Source organism: Thermostichus sp. MS-CIW-38 (genome assembly GCF_054058415.1).
Window position 1 is genome coordinate 1 of the sequence record NZ_JBSSAH010000019.1, and the last position, 22,982, is coordinate 22,982.

The 22,982-nt window shown below is 56.5% G+C and carries 14 protein-coding genes and 3 pseudogenes; 10 read left to right on the forward strand and 7 right to left on the reverse strand.

Translation table 11 applies throughout. The features are described 5' to 3' along the window. Positions 1 to 84: 84 nt before the first annotated feature. The 4 genes and pseudogenes from ACVWXZ_RS08115 to ureC all read right to left on the reverse strand — a co-directional run. Positions 85 to 558, reverse strand: a pseudogene (locus ACVWXZ_RS08115) (helix-turn-helix domain-containing protein); the annotation flags it as partial. Continuing rightward, on the reverse strand, positions 446 to 1,039 hold the full coding sequence (locus ACVWXZ_RS08120) for an IS607 family transposase (protein ID WP_457442072.1): 594 nt from the start codon (positions 1,037 to 1,039) through the stop codon (positions 446 to 448). The gene ACVWXZ_RS08120 and the pseudogene ACVWXZ_RS08115, both read right to left, overlap by 113 nt. A gap of 67 nt (positions 1,040 to 1,106) precedes the next feature. After that, on the reverse strand, positions 1,107 to 2,213 hold the full coding sequence (locus tag ACVWXZ_RS08125) for an ABC transporter ATP-binding protein (protein WP_457404316.1): 1,107 nt from the start codon (positions 2,211 to 2,213) through the stop codon (positions 1,107 to 1,109). 63 nt (positions 2,214 to 2,276) lie between these two features. Next, positions 2,277 to 3,995 (reverse strand): urease subunit alpha, encoded by a 1,719-nt coding sequence (ureC, locus tag ACVWXZ_RS08130; protein ID WP_457398220.1) that lies wholly within the window; start codon positions 3,993 to 3,995, stop codon positions 2,277 to 2,279. A 327-nt stretch (positions 3,996 to 4,322) separates the two neighbouring features. On the opposite strand from ureC, the gene psaA reads away from it, so the two are divergent. The 5 genes and pseudogenes from psaA (at position 4,323) to ACVWXZ_RS08155 (ending at position 12,469) form a co-directional block, all read left to right on the forward strand. Then, the gene (gene psaA, locus ACVWXZ_RS08135; RefSeq protein ID WP_457482374.1) at positions 4,323 to 6,590 is read left to right on the forward strand and encodes a photosystem I core protein PsaA; all 2,268 of its coding nucleotides are present in this window, start codon (positions 4,323 to 4,325) and stop codon (positions 6,588 to 6,590) included. A 21-nt stretch (positions 6,591 to 6,611) separates the two neighbouring features. Continuing rightward, positions 6,612 to 8,846, forward strand: coding sequence for a photosystem I core protein PsaB (gene psaB, locus ACVWXZ_RS08140; protein WP_414332634.1), 2,235 nt, complete (start codon positions 6,612 to 6,614; stop codon positions 8,844 to 8,846). 107 nt (positions 8,847 to 8,953) lie between these two features. Next, entirely contained in the window at positions 8,954 to 9,595 is a 642-nt protein-coding gene (locus ACVWXZ_RS08145; RefSeq protein ID WP_414418193.1) for a Uma2 family endonuclease, read from the forward strand. Beyond that, a pseudogene (locus ACVWXZ_RS08150) lies at positions 9,592 to 10,808 on the forward strand (RNA-guided endonuclease InsQ/TnpB family protein). The gene ACVWXZ_RS08145 and the pseudogene ACVWXZ_RS08150 overlap by 4 nt, the downstream one beginning before the upstream one ends. Positions 10,809 to 10,912: 104 nt before the next feature. Then, positions 10,913 to 12,469 carry a phytoene desaturase family protein gene (locus ACVWXZ_RS08155; protein WP_099812798.1) on the forward strand — a complete coding sequence of 519 codons (1,557 nt, stop codon included), beginning with the start codon at positions 10,913 to 10,915 and terminating at the stop codon, positions 12,467 to 12,469. A gap of 59 nt (positions 12,470 to 12,528) precedes the next feature. On the opposite strand, the gene ACVWXZ_RS08160 is transcribed toward ACVWXZ_RS08155, so the two are convergent. Then, positions 12,529 to 13,986 carry a hypothetical protein gene (locus tag ACVWXZ_RS08160; RefSeq protein ID WP_457482375.1) on the reverse strand — a complete coding sequence of 486 codons (1,458 nt, stop codon included), beginning with the start codon at positions 13,984 to 13,986 and terminating at the stop codon, positions 12,529 to 12,531. A gap of 323 nt (positions 13,987 to 14,309) precedes the next feature. On the opposite strand from ACVWXZ_RS08160, the gene ACVWXZ_RS08165 reads away from it, so the two are divergent. Then, positions 14,310 to 14,975, forward strand: coding sequence for a hypothetical protein (locus tag ACVWXZ_RS08165; RefSeq protein ID WP_457387853.1), 666 nt, complete (start codon positions 14,310 to 14,312; stop codon positions 14,973 to 14,975). 66 nt (positions 14,976 to 15,041) lie between these two features. Continuing rightward, positions 15,042 to 16,088, forward strand: coding sequence for a DUF7933 domain-containing protein (locus tag ACVWXZ_RS08170; protein WP_457440277.1), 1,047 nt, complete (start codon positions 15,042 to 15,044; stop codon positions 16,086 to 16,088). 187 nt (positions 16,089 to 16,275) lie between these two features. Here the strand turns inward: ACVWXZ_RS08170 and ACVWXZ_RS08175 are convergent, their stop codons facing one another. After that, positions 16,276 to 17,679: a phosphoglucomutase/phosphomannomutase family protein gene (locus ACVWXZ_RS08175; RefSeq protein ID WP_457482376.1), complete on the reverse strand. Its 1,404-nt coding sequence runs from the start codon at positions 17,677 to 17,679 to the stop codon at positions 16,276 to 16,278. Between the two features lie 270 nt (positions 17,680 to 17,949). Here ACVWXZ_RS08175 and ACVWXZ_RS08180 point away from each other — a divergent pair, with 270 nt between their 5' ends. The 3 genes and pseudogenes from ACVWXZ_RS08180 to ACVWXZ_RS08190 all read left to right on the forward strand — a co-directional run bounded on the left by ACVWXZ_RS08180 (position 17,950) and on the right by ACVWXZ_RS08190 (position 21,906). Next, positions 17,950 to 18,672, forward strand: coding sequence for a hypothetical protein (locus ACVWXZ_RS08180; RefSeq protein WP_011431684.1), 723 nt, complete (start codon positions 17,950 to 17,952; stop codon positions 18,670 to 18,672). Between the two features lie 183 nt (positions 18,673 to 18,855). Further along, positions 18,856 to 19,860 carry a phosphate/phosphite/phosphonate ABC transporter substrate-binding protein gene (gene phnD, locus ACVWXZ_RS08185; protein ID WP_457403980.1) on the forward strand — a complete coding sequence of 335 codons (1,005 nt, stop codon included), beginning with the start codon at positions 18,856 to 18,858 and terminating at the stop codon, positions 19,858 to 19,860. Between the two features lie 140 nt (positions 19,861 to 20,000). Then, positions 20,001 to 21,906: pseudogene (locus tag ACVWXZ_RS08190) on the forward strand (ABC-F family ATP-binding cassette domain-containing protein). On the opposite strand, the gene ACVWXZ_RS08195 reads toward ACVWXZ_RS08190, so the two are convergent. After that, complete coding sequence (locus ACVWXZ_RS08195) at positions 21,903 to 22,955, reverse strand: arsenic resistance protein (protein ID WP_457398334.1); 1,053 nt, start codon at positions 22,953 to 22,955, stop codon at positions 21,903 to 21,905. The pseudogene ACVWXZ_RS08190 and the gene ACVWXZ_RS08195 sit on opposite strands and share 4 nt — an antisense overlap. Positions 22,956 to 22,982: the final 27 nt, after the last annotated feature.

A 22,982-nucleotide genomic window follows, 5' to 3' on the forward strand; every position in this document is an offset into this window, starting at 1 on the left:
CTCGTTTTGACAAATTGGCCAGGAACTTCTTGAGTTTTCTCTATCTCGTCAGTGCTCTCTTTTGGCTCAAATGAAAGATCAACACAACCTAGTCCCATAGGCACACTTTTGCGGCACCGCTTCTGACGCCGTAAACGACAAACCCTTCGTGAGCTTCGGATACCACCTGCCCTGACTGAAATTACTGTTGTTGAACTGCAAGGTGTGGGTCTTATCCCTCACACTGCGAAACCGAGCTTCCTTGCTTTGGCGAAACGCTTGCCATGCCTCCATGACGGCGTTCTGCTTAATGTGGCAGGGGGCTTCCTTCACCCACTGCGGCAAGTCCGATTGCAGGATAATATTCCGCAGCTTTTCTGGGGTTTTAGTAGTGCCATGCTGACGCTGATAGGCAATCGCTTGGTTGTAGCAGTACCGGCACGCCGCTTGCCACCGCTTCCAAACTTTAGCCAGCGCTGGTTCCGGATAAATCCGTATCTTTCTCGATTGCAGCCCGATATTTTCTGAGTCCGTAGAGCCGACTGCTGAAGCAGTGCAGGATGGTGAGGATATCCTCAACCAGTTCCTGTTGGGGAGAAAGGTGATCGTCATCGAGAACCAAGATTTCGCATCCGTATTGACGGCAGTACCATTCAACGAACTCAAATCCAAACCGGCAGAGTCGATCCCGATGAGCGACCACAATTGTTCCGATATCTCCTGTACGAACTCGCTCCAATAAGGCAAGGAACTTTGGTCTTTTGAAGTCGAGACCGCCGCCAATCTCTCCGACCACTTCGGCTCCAGGATAGAGGCTAACCAGCCTTGCAATCTGTCTCTCCAAGTCTGGCTTCTGCCCTCGGCTGCTGACTCGGGCGTACAAAACGACTCGTTTGACTTTTCTTGGCGTTTTGATGTAGCTGTCGAGGTCATACCTTCTCGCCCTACCGGATGGTGTGCGTATTGCCTTGATCCAACCTTTCTGTTCCCATCGCCTCAAAGTGTGGAGACATACCCCGAAATAGTCCGCCGCTTCTCTCGGTTTCACATACCTAGCCATACTAAGCAGCCATGCTGAACATACTATACGTTATTTCCAGTATAGTCCAGCATATCATTGACTAGAGTCATACTCTCCCCTCTTCCTTTGGGAAAAGGGCCGGGGGTGAGGGATCCCCGCCAATCTCCACAGGCCACAGAGCCTCTGTCGGCAAGTGGATCCACACCGTCTGCCCCGGCGCAAACACCTGATGGGGAGCCACCCAAGCCTGCAGACTGCCCCAAGGGGTTTGTAAGGTCAGCCGTCGCTGGGTGCCCGCAAAGCGTTCCGCCATCACCTGGGCCAAGAAAACATTGTCGGCCAAGCCGGGCGGCTGGGGAAGCACCTGCACCTGTTCCGGGCGCACCGTCAGCCGCACCTGACCTTGGAGTGGCGCGGCGCTTTTCAAGAGGATCCCGTTGTTGAGGCGAAGCTGGTGACCCTCCGCCTGCGCATCGAAAAAATTGACCCCGCCAAAAAAGCGGGCAATGCGCTCGGAGCGCGGCTGCTGATAGAACTCCACAGGGGATCCCACCTGGTGTAGCTGCCCCTCAAACATCAGGCCGATGCGTTGGGCCATGGCTGTGGCTTCTGCTTGATCGTGGGTAACCAGCACCGTCGTCACCCCTGTTTCCGCCTGCAGCTCCAGGATGAGGGCCTGCATCTCTTGGCGCAGGTTGGCATCCAGGGCCGATAAAGGTTCATCCAACAGCAGCACCTTGGGCCGAATCACCAAAGCCCGCGCCAGGGCCACCCGCTGCGCTTGTCCGCCAGAGAGCTGACTGGGCCGACGCTGAGCAAAGCCGGGCAATTGCACCCGCTCCAACATGCGCCAGGCGGCAGCCTCCCGCTCTGCCCGGGGAATGCCCCGCATTTTCAGGCCAAAAGCAACATTCTCCCCCACGCTCAGGTGGGGAAACAGGCGGCTGTGTTGGGACAGCAAAGTCACGCCGCGCCGTTCCGGCGGCAGAGGGTTGAGGGGGATCCCGTCCAGCCAGATTTCCCCCGGATAGGGCAAGGGATCCGGCTCCAGCAGGCCGGCGATGAGATTGAGGGTGGTGGACTTGCCGCAGCCCGACGGCCCCAGCAGGGCGAAGATCTCCCCTGCCTCCACGCTCAAAGACAAATCCCTGAGGACAGGGATCCCTCCCTTGTGGAAGCGCTTGCTGAGGTGGCGGAGAACAAGGTGGCCCATGCTTGGGTTACCGATCAAACGCTCAATAGAGCTCTCAAGCTCTCCCAAATTAGAACACCCGAATTAGAACAGAAAGTACCGTTGTGCCATGGGCAGCACCTCTGCCGGCTCGCAGGTGAGCAGCTCTCCATCGGCCCGCACTTCATAGGTCTCTGGGTTCACCTCAATGTGGGGAGTGGCGGTATTGAGTTTCAAATCCGCTTTGCCGATCTCGCGGCAATTTTTCACCGCTACGGCCCGGCGCTGGATCCCCAATTTCTCAGGGATCCCCAGGTCTAGGGCAGCCTGGGAGACAAAGAGGAGGCTGGTCTCGGTCAAGGCGCGGCCAAAGCTGCCGAACATGGGGCGAGGGTACACCGGCTGCGGGGTTGGAATGGAAGCATTGGGATCCCCCATTTGGGCATAGGCAATCAGGCCCCCCTTCAGGACAATTTCCGGCTTAACCCCAAAAAAGGCCGGCTTCCACAGACACAGATCCGCCAGTTTTCCCACCTCCACCGACCCGATGACGTGGCTGAGTCCTTGGGCGATGGCGGGGCAGATGGTGTACTTAGCCACGTAACGCTTGGCCCGGAAGTTGTCGTTGCGGCTGCTGTCTTGCGGCAGAGGCCCCCGCTGCACCTTCATCTTGTGAGCTGTCTGCCAAGTGCGGATGATCACCTCCCCCACCCGGCCCATGGCCTGCGAGTCGGAAGAGATGATGCTGAACACCCCCATGTCATGCAAGATGTCTTCGGCGGCAATGGTTTGGGGGCGAATGCGGCTTTCGGCAAAAGCAATATCCTCCGGCACATTCTTGCTCAGGTGGTGACACACCATCAGCATGTCCAGATGTTCTTCGATGGTGTTGCGGGTAAAGGGGCGGGTGGGATTGGTGGAGCTGGGCAGCACGTTGGGCTCCGAGGCAATGCGGATGATGTCGGGGGCATGCCCACCCCCGGCCCCTTCGGTGTGGAAGGTGTGAATGGTGCGGCCATTGATGGCGGCGATGGTATCTTCCACAAAAGCCGATTCATTTAAAGTATCGGTGTGGATGAGGGTTTGGACGTCGTACTCATCCGAGACTTGCAAACAGCTGTCGATCACCGCCGGCGTGGATCCCCAATCTTCGTGGATCTTGAGTCCGCAGGCCCCCGCTTCCACCTGTTCCCGCAGAGCCTCGGGGAAAGCCGCGTTCCCCTTGCCAAAAAAGCCCAAATTGACCGGAAACCCCTCCGCCGCCTGCAACATTTTGCCCAAGTTCCAAGCTCCAGGGGTGCAGGTGGTGGCGTTGCTGCCGGTGGCCGGCCCGGTTCCGCCCCCCAAAAGGGTGGTCACTCCCGAAGCGATGGCAAACTCGCACAACTGCGGACAGATGAAATGCACATGGGCATCGATCCCGCCCGCTGTCAGGATCAGGTTTTCCCCGGCAATCACCTCAGTGCTGGGGCCAACCACCATGCCCGGCGTCACCCCCGCTTGGATGTTGGGGTTGCCGGCTTTGCCAATGCCGACAATGTAGCCATCGCGAATGCCCACATCCGCCTTGACGATGCCCCACCAGTCCAGGATCAGGGCGTTGGTGATCACCAGATCCAAGGCCCCATTGGCGCGGGTGGCCGTCGGCGATTGCCCCATGCCATCGCGGATGGTTTTGCCGCCCCCAAACTTAATCTCCTCGCCGTAGGTGGTGAAATCCTCCTCCACCTCGATGATCAGTTCGGTATCCGCCAGGCGCACCCGATCCCCTACGGTGGGGCCGTAGTTGCTGACGTATTGGCGACGGGGAATCTCTAGGGTCATAGGGTGGTATCTGCAAAAGGGCTGCCAGGGTTTTACCACACATCCCCACCCAGGGGATCCCTTGCTGTCTATTGTTCAGTTCCAACCCTTCCTGAGAACGGATTGGGTTGGCTGAAAATTCGTTACATATATTTACATCTATGATCGAAAAAACAATTGCCAATCGACTCCAGCCTCGATGGGACAAGGGATCCCTCGTTTAATTATTGTGAAGCAACTGAGGGCTCACAAACCCTGACCTATAATGCCAGGTAAGTCCTGCCCTGAGGGAATCTTCTGCCAAGGGGTGGGGATGCTTCGTTCCTTGTCGCAAGAGAGGAGTTCTTGATGACAACTACGCCAAAGGAGCGAGAGCCGAAGGTCAAGGTGTCGGTTGATGTGGATCCGGTTCCCACCTCATTTGAGAAATGGGCTAAGCCGGGGCACTTCGATCGCAGCCTATCCCGTGGCCCCAAGACCACGACCTGGATCTGGAACCTCCATGCTCTTGCTCATGACTTCGACAGTCACACCAGCGACTTAGAAGACGTCTCTCGTAAGATCTTTTCCGCTCACTTCGGCCACTTGGCGGTGGTTTTCGTCTGGCTGAGCGGCATGTACTACCACGGAGCTCAGTTCTCCAACTATTCCGCTTGGCTGGCGGATCCGATCAACATCAAGCCCAGCGCCCAAGTGGTCTGGCCCATCTTTGGCCAAGAGATCCTGAATGGGGATGTGGGTGGCGGCTTCGAAGGGATCCGCATTACTTCTGGTCTATTTCACCTCTGGCGAGCTGCCGGCATCACCAATGAGTTTCAACTCCTCTGCACCGCCATCGGTGGCTTGGTGATGGCCGGGCTGTGCCTGTTTGCCGGCTGGTTCCACTACCACAAGCGGGCTCCCAAGCTGGAGTGGTTCCAAAATGTGGAATCGATGCTCAACCACCACCTGGCGGGCCTGCTGGGGCTGGGTTCTTTGGCCTGGGCCGGTCACCAAATCCACGTGGCCATTCCCATCAACAAGATGTTGGATGCGGGTGTGCCGGCAAATCAGGTGCCCTTGCCCCACGAGTTCATCCTCAACCCGGCCCTGATGAAGGAGATGTTCCCCAGCGTGGATTGGGGCATCTTCAGCGGGGTGGTGCCCTTCTTTACCTTGGATTGGGGCAAGTACGCGGAGTTCCTCACCTTCAAGGGTGGCCTGGATCCGCAGAACGGTGCCCTCTGGCTGACCGACCAAGCCCACCACCACTTGGCCATTGCCGTGCTCTTCATCGTGGCCGGGCACATGTACCGCACCAACTGGGGCATCGGCCACTCCATTAAAGAGATCCTGGAAGCCCACAAGGGCCCCTTCACCGGCGAAGGCCACAAGGGCCTCTACGAAGTGCTCACCACCTCTTGGCATGCCCAGCTGGCCATCAACCTGGCCATGGTGGGATCCCTGAGCATCATCGTGGCCCAGCACATGTACGCCATGAACCCCTACCCCTACATGGGCATCGACTACGCCACCCAGATCTCCCTGTTTACCCACCACATGTGGATAGGCGGCTTCTTCGTGGTGGGGGGTGCTGCCCACGGGGCCATTTACATGGTGCGGGACTACGACCCGGCGGTGAACCGCAACAACGTGTTGGATCGGGTATTGCGCCACCGCGACGCCATCATCAGCCACCTCAACTGGGTGTGTCTGTTCTTGGGCTTCCACGCCTTTGGCTTCTACGTCCACAACGACACGATGCAAGCCCTGGGCCGTCCGCAGGACATGTTCTCGGACACCGGCATCCAACTGCAGCCGATCTTTGCCCAGTGGATCCAGTCGCTGCACACTTCGGCCATTGCCAGCACCGCTCCCTATGTGGGCGCCTCGGTTAGCCCCATCTTTGGTGGCGACGTGGTGGCTGTGGGCGGCAAGGTGTCCATGATGCCCATGGTGCTGGGCACGGCGGACTTCATGGTGCACCACATCCACGCCATGACCATCCACATTACGGTGCTGATTTTGCTCAAGGGGGTGTTGTTTGCCCGCTCTTCCCGGTTGATCCCGGACAAAGGCAAATTGGGCTTCCGCTTCCCCTGCGATGGCCCGGGCCGCGGCGGCACCTGCCAGGTCTCCGGCTGGGATCACGTGTTCCTGGGGCTGTTCTGGATGTACAACTGCATCTCCATCGTGATCTTCCACTTCAGTTGGAAGATGCAGAGCGACATCTGGGGCACCGTCAACGCCGATGGCACGATTGAGCACATCACCGGCGGCAACTTTGCGGCCAGCGCCATTAACATCAACGGCTGGTTGCGGGACTTCCTGTGGGCGCAATCGGTGCAGGTGATCAACTCCTACGGCTCGGCTCTGTCGGCTTATGGGCTGCTCTTCTTGGGCGCTCACTTTGTCTGGGCCTTCAGCCTGATGTTCCTGTTCAGCGGTCGCGGCTACTGGCAGGAGCTCATTGAGTCAATTGTCTGGGCTCACAACAAGCTGAAAGTTGCTCCGGCCATTCAACCCCGCGCTCTGAGCATCATTCAGGGTCGGGCGGTCGGTGTGGCCCACTACCTGTTGGGAGGGATCGTCACCACCTGGGCGTTCTTCCTGGCACGGTTCGGCGCACTCGGCTAAGGCAAGGAGGAAGAGAGAATCATGACAACTGCAACTCGTTTTCCCCAATTCAGCCAAGACCTGGCCAGCGATCCCACCACGCGTCGGCTGTGGTATGGCATTGCCACCGCCCACGACTTCGAGACCCACGATGGCATGACAGAGGAGCGGCTTTACCAAAAGCTGTTCGCCACCCACTTTGGCCATCTGGCAATCATCTTCCTGTGGGCCTCCGGCAACGTCTTCCACATCGCCTGGCAAGGCAACTATGAGCAATGGGTAGCCAACCCCACGGGTGTCACCCCCATCGCCCACGCCATCTGGGATCCCCACTTTGGCAAGGCAGCGGTGGAAGCCTTTACCCAACCGGGGGGCGGCGGCCCCGTCAACGCGGCCTACTCTGGCCTGTACTATTGGTTCAACACCATTGGCCTGCGCACCAACGGCGATCTCTACACCGGCGCGATTGGCCTGCTGTTGTTGGCGGCAGTGTTTCTGTTTGCCGGCTGGCTGCACCTGCAGCCCCGCTTCCGGCCTAGCCTGAGCTGGTTCAAGAACGCTGAAGCCCGTCTCAACCACCACCTGGCCGGCTTGTTTGGGGTCAGTTCCCTGGCTTGGACTGGTCACCTGGTACACGTCGCCATCCCCGAGTCCCGCGGGCAGCACGTAGGCTGGGACAACTTCCTTACCACTCTGCCCCACCCGGCAGGTCTGAAGCCCTTCTTTACCCTCAACTGGGGGGTGTATGCCCAGAACCCGGACACGGCCAACCATGTCTGGGGCACGGCAGAAGGGGCGGGCACGGCCATCCTCACTTTCTTGGGTGGCTTTAACCCCAACACCCAGTCCCTGTGGCTGACGGACATGGCCCACCACCACCTGGCCATCGCGGTGATCTTCATCGTGGCCGGCCACATGTACCGCACCAACTGGGGCATTGGCCATAGCATCCGGGAGATCCTTGGCGCCCACAACCCCCCCAAGGGCACTCCCTTCGGAGGCCTGCTGGGAGAAGGCCACAAAGGTCTCTACGACACGGTCAACAACTCCCTGCACTTCCAGTTGGCTCTGGCCTTGGCCTGTCTGGGGGTGGTGACCTCGCTGGTGGCGCAGCACATGTACGCCCTTAACCCCTACGTGTTCATGTCCATGGATCACACCACGGAGGCGGCTCTTTACACCCATCACCAGTACATTGCTGGCTTCTTGATGGTGGGGGCGTTTGCCCACGGGGCCATCTTCCTGGTGCGGGACTATGATCCTGAGGCCAACAAGAACAACGTGCTGGCGCGGGTGCTGGATCACAAGGAAGCGATTATCTCCCACCTCAGCTGGGTATCGCTGTTCCTGGGCTTCCACACCCTGGGGCTGTACGTCCACAACGACGTCATGCAGGCCTTTGGCACGCCGGAGAAGCAGATCTTGATCGAGCCGGTGTTTGCTCAGTTCATCCAGGCCTCTCACGGCAAGATGATCTACGGCATGGATGTGTTGTTGTCCAACCCCGACAGCCTTGCTTCTACCGCTTGGCCCAACTACGGCAACGTGTGGCTGCCGGGCTGGCTGCAGGCCATCAACGATCCCAATGGATCCCTGTTCCTGCCCATTGGCCCGGGTGACTTCCTGGTGCACCACGCCATTGCGCTGGGCTTGCACACCACCACCTTGATCTTGGTCAAGGGGGCGTTGGATGCCCGCGGCTCTAAGCTGATGCCGGACAAGAAGGACTTTGGCTACAGCTTCCCCTGCGACGGCCCGGGTCGAGGCGGCACCTGCGACATCTCCGCCTGGGATGCCTTCTACCTGGCCATGTTCTGGATGCTGAACACCATCGGCTGGGTTACCTTCTACTGGCACTGGAAGCAGCTTGGGGTTTGGAGCGGCAACACTGCCCAGTTCAACGAGAACTCCACCTACCTGATGGGCTGGCTGCGGGATTACCTCTGGGCCAACTCTGCTCAGTTGATCAACGGCTACAACCCCTACGGGATGAATAACCTGGCGGTTTGGGCCTGGATGTTCCTGTTTGGCCACTTGGTCTGGGCGACGGGGTTCATGTTCTTGATCTCCTGGCGCGGCTACTGGCAAGAGCTGATCGAGACCTTGGTGTGGGCGCATGAGCGCACTCCCTTGGCCAAGCTGATCCGCTGGAAAGACAAGCCGGTGGCCATGTCGATTGTCCAAGGTCGTCTGGTGGGTCTGGCCCACTTCACGGTGGGTTACGTGCTGACCTACGCGGCCTTTGTTATCGCCTCGACAGCCTCTCAGTCGGGGTAGCAAGCCCATAACCTGCTGAATAGGGATCCCTCGGCTGGTCCAGGGATCCCTTTTTTGTGAGTTGGTAGAGTGGTGATATGAAGTTTAGGGTCTGATGAGTTTGGTCGATGACTCTAGCCGCCCGATTGGATCCCTATATCAGGCGATATACCTTTGAGGAGTTTCATCGACTGATTGAGTCTGGACAGATTGAAGAGCCCAATCAGTTGGAGCTGATTGACGGGCTCCTAGTTCAAAAGATGACGAAAGGGGAGAGGCACGCCGCCTACTGTAGCCGCCTGTACCGACTGTTGGTGGGCCTTGTGCAGGAGCAAGCTATTGTGCGCACCCAGGATCCGGTCCAACTGCCCCCCAATCACGAGCCAGAGCCCGACTTTGCCATTGTGCGCTTTCAGCAGGATGAGTACCGCTCTCGGCATCCTCAGCCCGAAGACATCTATCTCATCATCGAAGTGGCTGATTCTTCCCTTACCTATGATCGGGAAGTCAAACTCGGACTCTACGCCAAAGCCGGGATCCCCAACTACTGGATCTTGAACTTGCAAGAGAACTGCCTAGAGACGTACAGCTTGCCAATAGAGTCGGGAGTTTACCAAAAAAGAGAGGCTTACACCCCCAAGGAAAAAGTTGGGATCCCAGGGATCCTGGCTGGAGAGTTGAGTCTGGATCAGCTAGAAATCGCAGGAGCCCCGCACTGTACCCGTAGGGTCAGTGTCGGGAGGAATGCGGAAGTTACGATAGAACCATGACCCAAGTCCTGACCGTCTCCTGTAAGCTCAAGGTGTCCCAGTCGCAGGCCGCAAAGTTGGACGCGACCTTGGATGCCTTTGTGCAGGCGTTGAACTGGGTCAACCAAAACACGCCCGAGAAAGTCACCAACGCCGTTAAACTTCAATCTCTGTGCTACCGCGAAATCCGTGCCCGGTTCGGCTTGTCCAGTAACTTGGCAAGGACTACGTCCCGCTTACGCGACCAGCAGGTCTGCAGACGGCTGGCCGGTGCCCGCAAGGTTGCCCGACAGAAAAACCGCCCCGTCAAAGCGTTCAAGAGAGGCTTTGCGACCTACGATGCCCGTATCTTTTCGTTTCGCGAGAAAGACTGGACGGTGTCGCTGACCACAGTGGAGGGTCGAGAGCGCTTTGAGCTGGCGATTGGCCGTTACCAGAGAGAACAGTTGGCAGGCTCCAATCCCAAATCCGCCACTCTGGTCAAGCGCAGAGACGGCTCCTACTACATCCAGATTTGCGTAGAGAAAAAACCACCCAAGCAACAAGATACCGACAAGGTGATCGGGGTGGACTTGGGGAGGACAGATATTGCCCATACGTCAGAGGGGGACAACTGGAATGGACAGCAGTTGAGCAGAGTCCGAGAGCGCTACTCCCGGTTGAGGGCGGTACTCCAACGCAAAGCCAGTAAGGGCACACGCAGTTCGCGGCGCAGATGCAGAGAACTGTTGCAACGGCTGTCTGGCAAGGAAAGACGCTTTCAAACGTGGGTCAATCATCGCATCTCCAAAGCTATTGTCTCTAAGGCAAAAGCTACCAACAGCGCTATCGCTCTGGAAGACCTGACAGGGATCCGGGAAAGGGTCAATCAACAGCCACGCAGCAAAGCTGAACGGCGCAGGGCCAACAGTTGGGCGTTCTACCAGCTGAGGCAGTTTCTGGAATACAAGGCTCTGCGTGCAGGGGTTACCTTGATTCTGGTGCCGCCTGCCTACACGTCGCAGACCTGCCACCGGTGTTTGCACGTCCATCCCGATCCTACGCAATCCTATCGCAGTGGGAAGCAGTTCAAGTGTGGGCACTGTGGATGGGAAGGGGATGCGGACTGGAATGGGGCCAACATGATTGCCAAGCTTGGGGCTGTCGTAAACCAGCCTAGAGGCCCGTGGTTGGCTTGCCAACTGCAGGGCTACCGAAACCCGCCCTGTACTGCGAAGCAGTCAGGGTCGGGTAGTTTACGTTTTTTCCATCGGTTAAGGCAGGGATCCCTTGCCGGCAGATCGAGTCTTGGCTGGCAGGAGTATTGTGGGTGGAGAAGCGTTTGCAGAAGGATTGTCGATGAGCTACGACGCGGTGGTGATTGGGGCCGGGCACAACGGGCTGGTGAGCGCTTGCTATTTGGCCAAGGCCGGGCAAAAAGTGCTGGTGCTGGAGCGCTATCACACCGTTGGTGGGGCTGCCATTACAGAAGAAATTCACCCGGGCTTTCGCGTGTCGGTGGCTTCCTATTCCTGTAGTTTGCTGCGACCGGAGATCATTCGCGATCTGCGCCTGCCGGACTATGGCTTTGAGGTCTACGCCAAGCAACCTTCCTACTTCATGCCTTTCCCGGATGGGCAGCACCTCTTCCTGTATGCCGATAACCGTGCCAAGAGCAAGGCGGAAATTGCCAAGTTTTCTCGCAAAGATGCGGAAGCCTACGACCGCTGGGAGGAGTTTTGGGATCGGGTGAACGAGGTGGTGGAGCCAACCTTAATGCAGCCGCCGATTTCACTGGGGCAACTGGCGGATCGCTTTGCAGCTGCTGGCTATGAAGACGATTTCCGCCGCATCATGCTCCTCTCGACCACCGATCTCTTGGATGAGTTCTTCGAGTCGGAGCAAGTCAAGGCGGCGATGGCTCCCCAATCTTTGATCGGCACCTCTGCCGGGCCGATGACTCCGGGTACGCCCTACATTTGGCTAGTCCATGCGGTAGGTCGGGCTATTGGCTCGCGTGGGGTCTGGGGCTATGTGCGCGGTGGGATGGGATCCATTACCCAAGCGATGGCCAAGGCAGCTCTGGACTTAGGGGTGGAGATCCGCACGTCTGCTCCAGTGGCGGAGATCTTGATGGAGAGTGGGCAGGCCGCTGGGGTTATCCTCGAATCGGGGGAAACCGTGCGGGCGCGGGCGGTTCTCTCCAATGCCCATCCCCAAATCACCTTTTTGCGACTCTGCTCCTCTTTGCCCCCAGACTTGCGTGACCGGCTAGAACGGCACTACCGCACCTCAGGCCCGGTGTACAAGCTCAACTTGGCCCTGGAGGAACTGCCCCGCTACACGGCGGCCCCTGCTGAAGTGCCCCCAGAAGTGGTCAGTTCCGCCACGGTAGACATTGCTCCCTCGGTGGCCTATCTGGAGCGGGCTTGGGATGACTGCAAGTACGGGATCCCTTCCCGGGATCCGTTTATCGAGATCTACAGCCAATCCCCCACCGACCCGACGATGGCTCCCCCAGGCAAGCACATTCTCTCCTGCTTCTGCCAGTTTGTGCCTTACCAACCCAAAGGGCGAGACTGGAACGATGGCCTGCGGGAAGAATTTGCCGATCGGGTAATCGACAAAATTGCCCAATTTGCCCCCAACATTAAAAACGCCGTGATCGCACGGCAGATGTTGTCGCCCGTGGATCTGGAGGCCCGCTTCGGCCTTGTGGGGGGCAGCATTTTTCACGGGGAAATGACGCCGGATCAAAGCTACAACCTGCGGCCCATCTCCGGCCTGGCCGACTATCGCTCCCCCATTCCCGGCCTTTACCTCTGCGGTTCAGGAGCGCACCCAGGAGGCGGAGTGACCGGGATCCCTGGCCACAACTGCGCACAGGTGGTGCTCAGCGATCTACCCAAGCTCTGACCGACGAAAAGGCCAAGCCAGAGCGGATCCCTGCTCTGGGATCAAACGGGTTGCCTGGGTTACAGCCGCACCTCAGTTCCCTCAAAGAACCCACGGATGATCAAAATGGCCCCTTCCCGGCTAGCAGGACTTCCTGGTTCATCTTCCGTCCCACCTTCAATGTTGCCGGTGGGGAACTCTTGTTCCAGGAACCACTGGCCGGAAATGCGCTCAGCAGAGGTCGTTGAATCGAAGACAAGGTTCAGATTTCCTCTTTGTGTTCCCCCACCAATATCAAGCCGGTTAAACGGCCCCGCTAATTGTGCTCCGGCCAGGGTGCGGAAGACGAAATCTCCTGTGGTGGGCACAATGCCCTGAAGGATAACGGGCTCAGGGTTGGTTCCTTCCACAGGCGAGCCGGGCAGGGTACCTGTAGAGCGCTCTGTGCGCAATGAGAAAAAGTAATCAAAGGCTGTTGGGGCACCCGGACGATCAGGAACCGGCAATTGCGGTATCGGTGTGGGGAAAGGTCGCGGTGGAGGGCTAACCTGGACGAAGTTGAGGACTGTGCTGACATTGGCCGGGTCAAACTCTGCCTGCACCCGACCGTTCAGTAAGCGGCGGATGCGAACCAACTGATTGGGCAAGATGTTTGGACGAGTGGGATCCGGAGCGAACAGTACCGACTGCGTACCCACCTGGGCAGGACGATAGACAATCTCCGCTTGGTTGGGCCGGAAGTTCAGGCGGGCAAAGAGAGCCAAGGCGTCCTCGGGAGTGCCATCGCCCGCAACCCCCCGCTGGCGCACCACAAAGCTGGCGGAGAAACTACCTGTCTGGAGAATGGCAGATACTCCTTCTGTTGGGTTCACGAAGCTTCCTGCTAGCGGGTTGCCACCTGGGCCAGGATCTTCATAGAGTACCCCCGTGGTGCGGACAATGAGAGAAGAATCTCCCTCTAGGACAACTTGGTTGCCATTCCTATTCACCAAGATTCGGCGCACGGTGAGAGTCAAGACAGTACCTTCCCTGGCGGCTCTAAAGGTTGTGTTCACTCGAATGCGCTGATCATTGGGGTTTGTCGAAATTGCAACCAGCCCGGCGATATTAAATTGCGTAGATAGCCTGCCGTCATTAGGGCCGAAGGCAATAAGATTCACCAGCGGTGTGGTTTGCCCAATTTGGATGGCCAGGGTGCTGGAGCGAAGGGTGGAGTCAATCGTCAAGTCACTGGCTGGAATCTCGTTCACAGGCAAGATGCGGGCTTCAACATTGGCGATGCGAGCTTCACCACTTCCCTGGAAGGGGTTGGTACGCACAGGGATCCCGTTGTCAAACCTCGGATTGACATAGTCCAAGCGGAGGCTGGTGGTCTCCAGCACCGAGCCGGGGGTAAAGCGATACTCTTGGGCCGAGACAAAGGCAGCCGGATCCACCTGGACGGGCCCAGGCAAGGTCGGAGACTCATTAACTTCTCCGCAGCCGCCTAGCAGCAAGACTCCACACAAAACCGCCAACGAGCGACCTTTGAAGTTCATACGGCACTTCCTCACACACCTTAAATCTGGGCAAATCCACACACAAAATGGGGAGAAGGCACCCAACCCCTAACGCTACAGGTAAGCTGGCCGCCCCTGCTCGAGGCTATGATACCCCATATCTAGGGGATGGGCCATTTCCAGAACAATTTCTTGCATTTGCTCTGCCGCTCGCTTGACAACGCTCTAGGATGCAGTAGAACTAACAGCAGGCATCCCCCCTTGAAATTGTGCAGATGCATAAGACTTGAGCAAGCTCGGTGGATCCCCGCTGGACGCTGCCTAAGACGTTTGCTGTGGTGTGAGTGAGTGGAGATTTTTCGATGAGACGACGTTTTGGCTCAGCCCTTGGCCGTGGCGGCCTCTCTCTTTGGGCAACCTGTGCTTCGGTTGCGCTAATTACCGGCTGCAGTAGCGAGACCACCAGCGGGGTGCCGCCTCTACTGGCTTCTAGCGGTGCCACGCCTCCTCCTGTGGCCGTTGCCCCCACGATTGCCCCCAATCTCACGCCTATCACCTTCCGCCCTGGTCCGGATTTCGCCCCCATCACCCCGCCGCCCATCCAGCCCGACCTACCGGATCCGCCTAGCTTGCGGCCAGCTCCAGCTGGGGAGTTTAATCTTTTGCTGCTTTCTGGCATTCCGCCAGTGGGATCCGCCTTTGTAACTATCACCTTGCGCGGCTTGCTTGCTCCAGGAGTGATCAGGAGCGTAGAGGTTCAGTTTTTTAACATCAGTCGCGGCACGGATATTACCAGCATCTTTTTGCCGACGGCAATTGAGCAGTTTAGAAATACGCTGATAGGCAGAGGCAATAGCTACGACGACCGAATCAACGGGATCACGCTTACCAACGGCTTCACCTTCCCGGCGGCTCTAGCCGCCTACAACACCAACGTTGCTGCGGGAGAAAGGGTTTTGGTAATCGTGGTCATTCGAGATTCATTTGGTCAAGCTCTGAGGCTGGAAGCGCGCGCCCAAGCCCCCTAAGCTGGAGCTGAGTAAGGCTGTTTGGGTTTGTGCCACGAGAGAGTTGAATGGCAGGAGGATGAGGGAATGAAAACGGGAAAAGTAGCTGGGGTTTTGGCTTGCCTGTGTTTGGGCTTGTTAACAGCTTGTCAACAAACTAAAGAGGGGAATCCAATCAGCTCGCTGCCAGGGCCAATCATCCCTGTGCAAAACCCGAATACAGAACCCGGAGGAACGGGGGTAGGGCTGCCATCCACTCCTCCGATTGGATCTGTTCCCACCACCCAGCCCAGCCCTCTTGTGCCCTCTCCTGTGTCGGCGCCGACGATCCCGCCCCTGCCCAGCCCGAACCCCTCTCCCAGCATCGTTGGCCTGCCTCCAGGCCCCCTGGCGACGTTTACCAAGAGCTTCAGTCCTTCCACAACCTCACCAAACGCTCCCGTAACCCTAAGCTTCACAATCACCAACAACTCTGGCATCCAACTGACTGGCCTCAACTTTGCAGACAACCTGCCTACAGGGTTGTTTGTTGCCAATCCGCCCAACTCCACCAATGCCTGTGGTGGATCATTTGCTCCGACTTCAGGCGCGGCCCTAATCACTCTAAGCGGTGGAACACTGGCTGCCAATGCAACTTGTACAGTTACTGTTCAGGTTGTTGCTGCAGGCACAGGTACCTATACTAACCCTGCCGTAACTCTGACCAGTAACCAGGCTCCTGCTGTTCAAAGCACACCTGTTAATCTGTCAGTGATCTCGGTTCCTGCTCCAACGTTCAATAAGCAGTTTGTTCCTAACTCGACTCAAAACGGCAACGTCGTGGCTGTTGTCTTCACAATTACGAACACTGCAACTGTTCCCATAACCGGCCTCAGTTTCATCGACACTTTGCCCACAGGGTTACAAATTACGAGTCCAGCAGTTACCTCAAACACCTGCAGTGGTATGCTTACCCCTGGGACCACGATTTCTCTCATGAACGGAAGCCTAGCAGCAGGCACCTCCTGCGTAGTTTCTGTATTGGTCGAACAAACGATGCCCATGCCTGCGATCTACACCAATCCACCTGTTACTCTCTTGAGCAATGGCGCGCCGCCAGCGACTTCTAGTGCAGCTACTGTAACTTTCTTTTAATTAGAGTTCTTACCCTTGACCCAAGTAAAAGTGAGGCAGATGGGTCAAGCTGTGAGCATTCCTATGCTGCTCAGCAGAGCTTGGGGGGAGAGGCCAACCCTGTAGGCTGCCGCAGTTTGGCAGCCTCTCAGTCTCTGCACTCAAGAGTCAAAGGGATCCAGCTTTGCGCAAAAGATTATCTGGGATATTAAGCTGTTGTGCTGTTCAAGCCGGCTGCCCAATCCAGCAGGCGATTCACTTCTTCCGGGGTTTTGGCTTCCGAGTACAGCCGCAGCAGAGGCTCGGTGCCGCTGCCGCGAATCATCACCCAACTGCCGTTGGCGAGGGTGAATTTGTGGCCATCTTTGTCGAAATGTTTGATCACCTGCTGCCCCAAAATCTCAAGCGGGGGATCCTTTTGCAGCCGCTGGAAGAGCTGGGTTTGTTGATTTTGATCGGCGAGGTGGAGATCGCGGCGCAGGTAAACAGAGGTGAACCCTTCCCGTTCCTGCAAAGCTCGGTAAAGGGCGCTGAGATCTTGGCCGGTTTCCGTAACCGCTTCGATGAGATACAGGGCCGAAAGCAGGGCATCCCGCTCGGGAATGTGGCCCAGGTAGCCGATGCCGCCCGATTCTTCTCCGCCCAACAGCACCTGGGTGCTCATCATGCGCTCGGCGATGTACTTAAAGCCCACCGGCATTTCCGTAACCGGCAGGCCGTAGTGCTCCGCAACTTTAACAAACAGTTCGGAGCCGCTGATGGTTTTGACAATCTCGCCCCGCAAGCCGCGTCGCCCGGCCAGGTGGTCGATCAAGATGGGGATCAGGATCTGGGGGCTGAGGAAATGGCCCTGCCCATCCAGGGCGGCAATGCGGTCGGCATCTCCATCAAAGACCAGGCCCATTTTCAAGGGGGCCGGATCCGCTGCGATGATCTGAGCGGAAGCCTGCAGGTTTTGCGGCAAAGGCTCAGGGGGAAATCCCCCAAATAAGGGATCCCGGTGGGCCTGCAATTCAATCACCTTCTCCCCCAGTAGGCGCTTGAGGCCACCGGCGCCAGAGCCAAACATGACATCCACCCAGATCTTGGCCGGGGATCCCTTGAGCTTTTCCAGATCCACAAAGCGGCTGAGCTGAGCCAGGTAGCCGGGCCAGGGATCCCAGGTGTGGATGGGGGCCTTGTGGGATCCAAGAGGTTGCAGGTGGCGCATATCCTGCTCGATGGCGGCGGTAACTTCCGGCGGCACGGAGCCACCAAATCCTCCCTTGACCTTGAGGCCGGAATAGTGGGGGGGGTTGTGGCTGGCGGTGATCACCAAAGCGCCGTGGCAGCCCCGCTCCTTGGCACCCCAGCTAAAGGCCGGCGTTGGGGCCACACAGGTGGAGAGATAGACCGGGATCCCCAATCGGGCCACCACTTCGGCAGCGTGGGCGGCAAAGCGCTCCGAGAGAAAGCGGTTGTCGTAGCCAATCAGGATCCCTTCGCCGGGGTAGGTGCGGGCCAACACTTGGGCGCTGGCCTGGGCGGCAAGGGCCAAGTTTTGGAAAGTAAAGGCATCGGCAATCACGGCTCGCCAGCCGTCGGTGCCAAAGCGGATGGGGGGGGTGGGCATGGCTTGATGTATCGGATCCCGTCGCATCAACTCATAGCATGATGCCAAGGTCAATGGTTTCAAGGAGGACGAAAAAGCGGTTGATCTGCGGTTTCTCAGCCCACTCTCAGGCAAAATGGGCTGCATTCTCAGCTGGAGCGGGGGTAATAAGAGAGGAGTTTCTCTTGCAGGGTTCATCAATCCAGCTCCCAGCCTGACGGCCCAAGGTATCTGCGAGGGAGTTCCTCCGCGTATTTACGTGGGTACAGTTCTGCAAGTTGTGGTGCCAAGATGTTCAGCCTACTCCTTCTGCTGACCTTGATTGGGGTGATCTTCTTCACCCGGCGGCTACAGCAACTCCTGCACAACATTCCGCAGCGCTACTGGCTCTCTCTGGGTGGAGGGATTTCTCTGGCCTATGTGTTCACGGCTTTTTTGGCGGAAGTGACGGAGCTGCAACAACACTTGATGCCCCTAGAAGTGCCTGTGTTGGGCTATTTGATTGAACACATTCATCTGCTCATGTTGCTGGGCATTGTTACGGTATATGGGTTGGAGGGGCTGGCCCAATCTTCCAAGCAAGAGGCATTGCTGCATCCAAGGATATTTTCCGTTCACATTGGTTTCTTTACGCTCTACAGCGTAATTCTGGGTTATTTGCTAAGACACACGGTGCAAGAATGGCTCAGTTGCCTGTTGCTGACCATCGCTTTGGCTATCCACCTCAGCATCGTCTGTAAAGATCTATTTGAGCATCATCCCCACTTATTTCAGCACCAAGGGCGTTGGCTGTTGATCGGATCCCTTTTTGTCGGTTGGCTGATGGGGCAAAGGGCCATTTTGCCGGAGATAGCCTTAGCCGCCAGCATTGCCTTTGTAGCGGGGGTTTTAATCTTTCAAGTGCTGAAGCACGAGCTACCCGAAACCGAAGGGCACTTTGGGGCATTTTTGGCGGGTGTTGTCGGTTTTGGTAGCTTGCTGGTGGCCATTTCGGCCATTCGGGCCTGGGAGTGAGTTCTACGGGTAAACCCAGCGTATCAGTAGCAATCACTGGGATCCCTCTCTGAAATTCTGCGGATTTTGAGTGGAGATTACCTTTTCTGAATCTTCGCTTAACAAAAAGTTAACTCTAGCCTGCTATTTTCTATCTGTTCCTTGAAGAAACACTGAGCCCTCATTGAGGAGTCAATAGACACTATGATGAAAACTTTCTTGGCAGGCCGTCGCTCTTTGCTCGTGGGGCTAGTTGCCACCGTGGCCGGTGCTTCTGTAGCCCTGTCTGGACTGGTGCATGCCCAGGCCAAAGATTGCCCCCGTCCGCCGGAGATGGATGTGCGCTTCTGCGACCGCGATGGCGATTTGATTGCCGATGTGCCGGAAGATCCGAACGAGTGGATCAATCCGGATACCCTGATCTTTGCCTACACCCCCGTTGAGGATCCCTCAGTTTACAAGAACGTTTGGGCTGAGTTTCTCGATCACTTGGCAGAGGTAACCGGCAAGAAGGTGGAATACTTCCCAGTGCAGTCCAATGCTGCTCAGTTGGAAGCGATGCGGGCGGGCCGTTTGCATGTGACCGGCTTTAACACCGGCTCTGTCCCTTTGGCGGTGAATGCGGTGGGCTTCCGTCCTTTTGCTATGATGGCCAGCTTGGATGGCAGCTTCGGCTACGAAATGGAGATCATCGTTCCTGCCGATAGCGATATCCAATCCATCGAAGATCTGCGCGGTCGGCAATTGGCTTTCACTAGCGAAACCTCCAACTCTGGCTTTAAGGCTCCTTCGGCGCTGCTGAAAGGGGAATTTGGCATGGAGCCCGGGGTTGACTACCAAACTGTCTTCTCAGGCAACCACGAGAACTCTATCTTGGGTGTGTTTAACGGTGACTACGAGGCGGCGGCTATTGCCAACTCCGTGATGACCCGCATGGCCAAGCGGGGCACGATTGATCCCAGCAAAATTCGCACCATCTACAAATCTCAAACTTTCCCCACCACAGCCTATGGAGTTGTCTACAACCTCCACCCAGAAGTGGCGGAAAAAGTGAAAGAGGCTTTCTTCACCTTTAAGTGGGAAGGCACCAAGCTAGCGGAAGAGTTTGGCAAGAGTGGTGGGGAGCAGTTCATTACCATCACTTACAAAGAGTATTGGGAAGTGATCCGCACTATTGATAAAGCCAGCGGCGTGGAGTACAAGCTCTAAATCCTCTCCAGCAGATCTTTCACTTATGGGATCCCTTCTCGATCGGGGATCCCTTTTTGTTGTCCTGCAACAGTCAGGATCGAGCCGGACAGTATCATCGTTGCAGACCTATCCTGCAGATCCCAGCATCCTGATCCCCCATGGCCCTGTTCACCCTCAACTCCGTTCGCAAAGATTTTGGCATCAAGGAACTCCTGAGGAATGCCAGTTTCAGCCTAGAAGAAGGCGATAAAGTCGGCATCATCGGCACCAACGGTTCCGGAAAATCCACACTGCTCAAGATGATCGCTGGCCTAGAACCCATCGATGGGGGCGACCTCTGGGTCAGTTCTGGGGCGAGGATAATCTACCTACCCCAACAGCCAGAGATGGATCCCGAGCATACGGTGCTGGAGCAGGTGTTTGCGGCTGCCGGAGAAAAAATGCGCTTGATCCGAGCCTACGAGGAGCTTTCCCATCGCTTGGCCCATCAAGGTGGGGATCCCAGTCTGTTATCCCAGTTGGCCAGTATTAGCGAGCGTATCGAGGTGGAATCCGCTTGGGATCTGGAAACCCAGGCCAAAACCATTCTCAGCCGTTTGGGCATTGCAGACTTTCAGGCCCGCGTTGGCGATTTGTCGGGGGGATACCGTAAGCGGATTGCCATTGCGTCAGCCCTCTTGGCAGAGCCAGATGCTCTACTGATGGATGAGCCCACCAACCACTTGGATGCCGAATCGGTGGAATGGTTGCAAGATTATTTGAATCGTTTTGCTGGGGCAGTGCTGCTGATCACCCACGACCGCTATTTTTTGGATCGGGTTACCCAGCGCATTCTGGAAATTGATCGCGGCGATCTGTATGCCTACAGCGGCAACTACTCTTACTACCTGGAGAAAAAAGCGGCTGCTGAAGCGGTCGAAAAGGGATCCCAACGCAAGTATGCCAATCTCTTACGGCGGGAATTGGAATGGCTCAAACGAGGCGCCAAAGCCCGCAGCACCAAGCAAAAAGCCCGCAAACAGCGCATCGAAGACCTACAAAATCAAGAATTCAAGCAAGCTCTGGGACAAGTGGATATTGCGACCGCCGGGCGTCGCATCGGCAAAAAGGTGATCGAGCTAGAAGGGATCCACAAATCCTACGGCGACCAACTCCTCATTCAAGACTTTACCTATACCTTTGCCCCCGATGATCGGGTGGGCATTATTGGCCCCAATGAGGCGGGAAAATCGACTTTGATGAATATCATCATCGGCAAATTGGCTCCAGATGCGGGCCGAGTGGAGATTGGCCCCACCATCCACATTGGCTACTTCGACCAACACTCTGACGATCTCAGCCTCAACCCCGACCAACGGGTGATCGAGTACCTCAAAGAAGTGGCAGAGCTGGTGAAAACTGCCGATGGGGAGACGATCACCGCATCGCAAATGTTGGAGCGCTTTCTCTTTCCCCCCAATCAACAATATGCCCCACTCCACTTCCGGTGGTGAGCGCCGCCGCTTGTTTTTGTTGAGGGTGTTGATGCAAGCGCCGAATGTGTTGATTTTGGATGAGCCCACCAATGATCTGGATGTGCAAACCTTGGCAGTATTGGAAGACTATCTGGAAGAATTCAATGGTTGTGTGATCGTGGTGTCTCATGACCGCTATTTTTTGGATCGCACCGTGAATCGCATCTTCGCCTTTGAGGGATCCGGCCAAATCCGGCAATATCCTGGCAACTATTCTGTTTATCTGGAGCATAAGCAGCGCCAAGAGAGTGAGATCAAATCCGCCCGCCCTGAGTCTGTCCCTCTCATTCCCCAGCCTGAAAAAGAGCTTGATAGGATCCCACAAAGCAGAAAACTCTCCTTCAAAGAAAAACGGGAATATGAGCAGCTTAAAAGCCAAATTCCGCAGATGGAGGCAGAAAAAGCTGAAATTGAGCAGATCCTTTATCACAACCCTCCCAGCGGCTACAGCGAAGTGCAAAAGTTAGCCCAGAAACTGGCAGACTTAACCGCCGCCATCGACTCCGGGACCGCCCGTTGGCTAGAATTGGCCGAGCGCCACCTCAACTAGCGTCGAGCCTGCTTCCAGCATCTCTTCTGTCGAATTTGCAACAGCATCTGGGCAACAATCGTCAAAACCGGCAGCTCGATCAGGGGGCCGATCACCAAAGCCAGAAGGATCAACGGACGCTGCGGAAAAGCAGAAGCAGCAATGGCCAAAGCAAGCGGAGAATTGCGAGCCAAGGTTGTACAGGTCAAACAGACCCACTCCTCATAAGCCAAACCCAGCCAGCGGCTGACCTGGTAAGCCAAGAGGAAGTTGACGGCGAAAAAAACCAGAATGGGAGGCAGAAGCTTGAAAAGTAGGGCTGGATTCTCAGCGAGAATGCTTCCTTCAGTGGCAAAAATAAAAACTATCGCTAGATTCAAAGCCACAATCTGCATGATGCTAATCCGGTCTTGATAGCTTTCAAGGGATCCCCTCTCTCCACGTTCCGTTTTGATTTGCCGAATGGAGTATTGTGTGAGTGCTGCTGCCAGCAAAGGCAAGAAAAGGATCCAAAACAAGCCTGACAATAAAATTTCAACATTTAATTCGACTAAATCTCCTGCCAAAAGCAAAAGATAAACTGGCAAAAGCAAAACTTGCAGAACCAAATTAACAGGCAACAGGGCCGTTGCTAAAACCACATTTCCACCCGCTATCCCTGTAAAAACCAAATACCAATCCGTACAAGGAGTTACCATCAACATGAGCAGGCCAACCCACAAATCTGGCAGATCCGATAAAAAAACAGCCCCCAATCCCCAGGCAAAAATCGGAGTCCACAGAAAGTTGATCGACAAACTGGCCAACGCCACTGCCAATACAGCTTTAGAAGCGCGATTAACCTGCTCAAGTTTCTGAAAAAAAACCTTTCCCCCAGATGCGAGTGGAATGCCCAGGAAAGTGAGATAAAGCAGCAAAGCCAACAGAGGTTGTACCCAGCCTCTTAAGATTTGGACAGAGTTTGGCCATCCTGTGAGGGCCAGACCCACGCCGATCGATACCACAACGAGCAAAGGTTGAGCTCTTTCAGAGAAACGCATGGATACAACTCGATGGATAGTGAGCAGCATTTCCAGTCTCTCAGCCCCTGTCAGTGT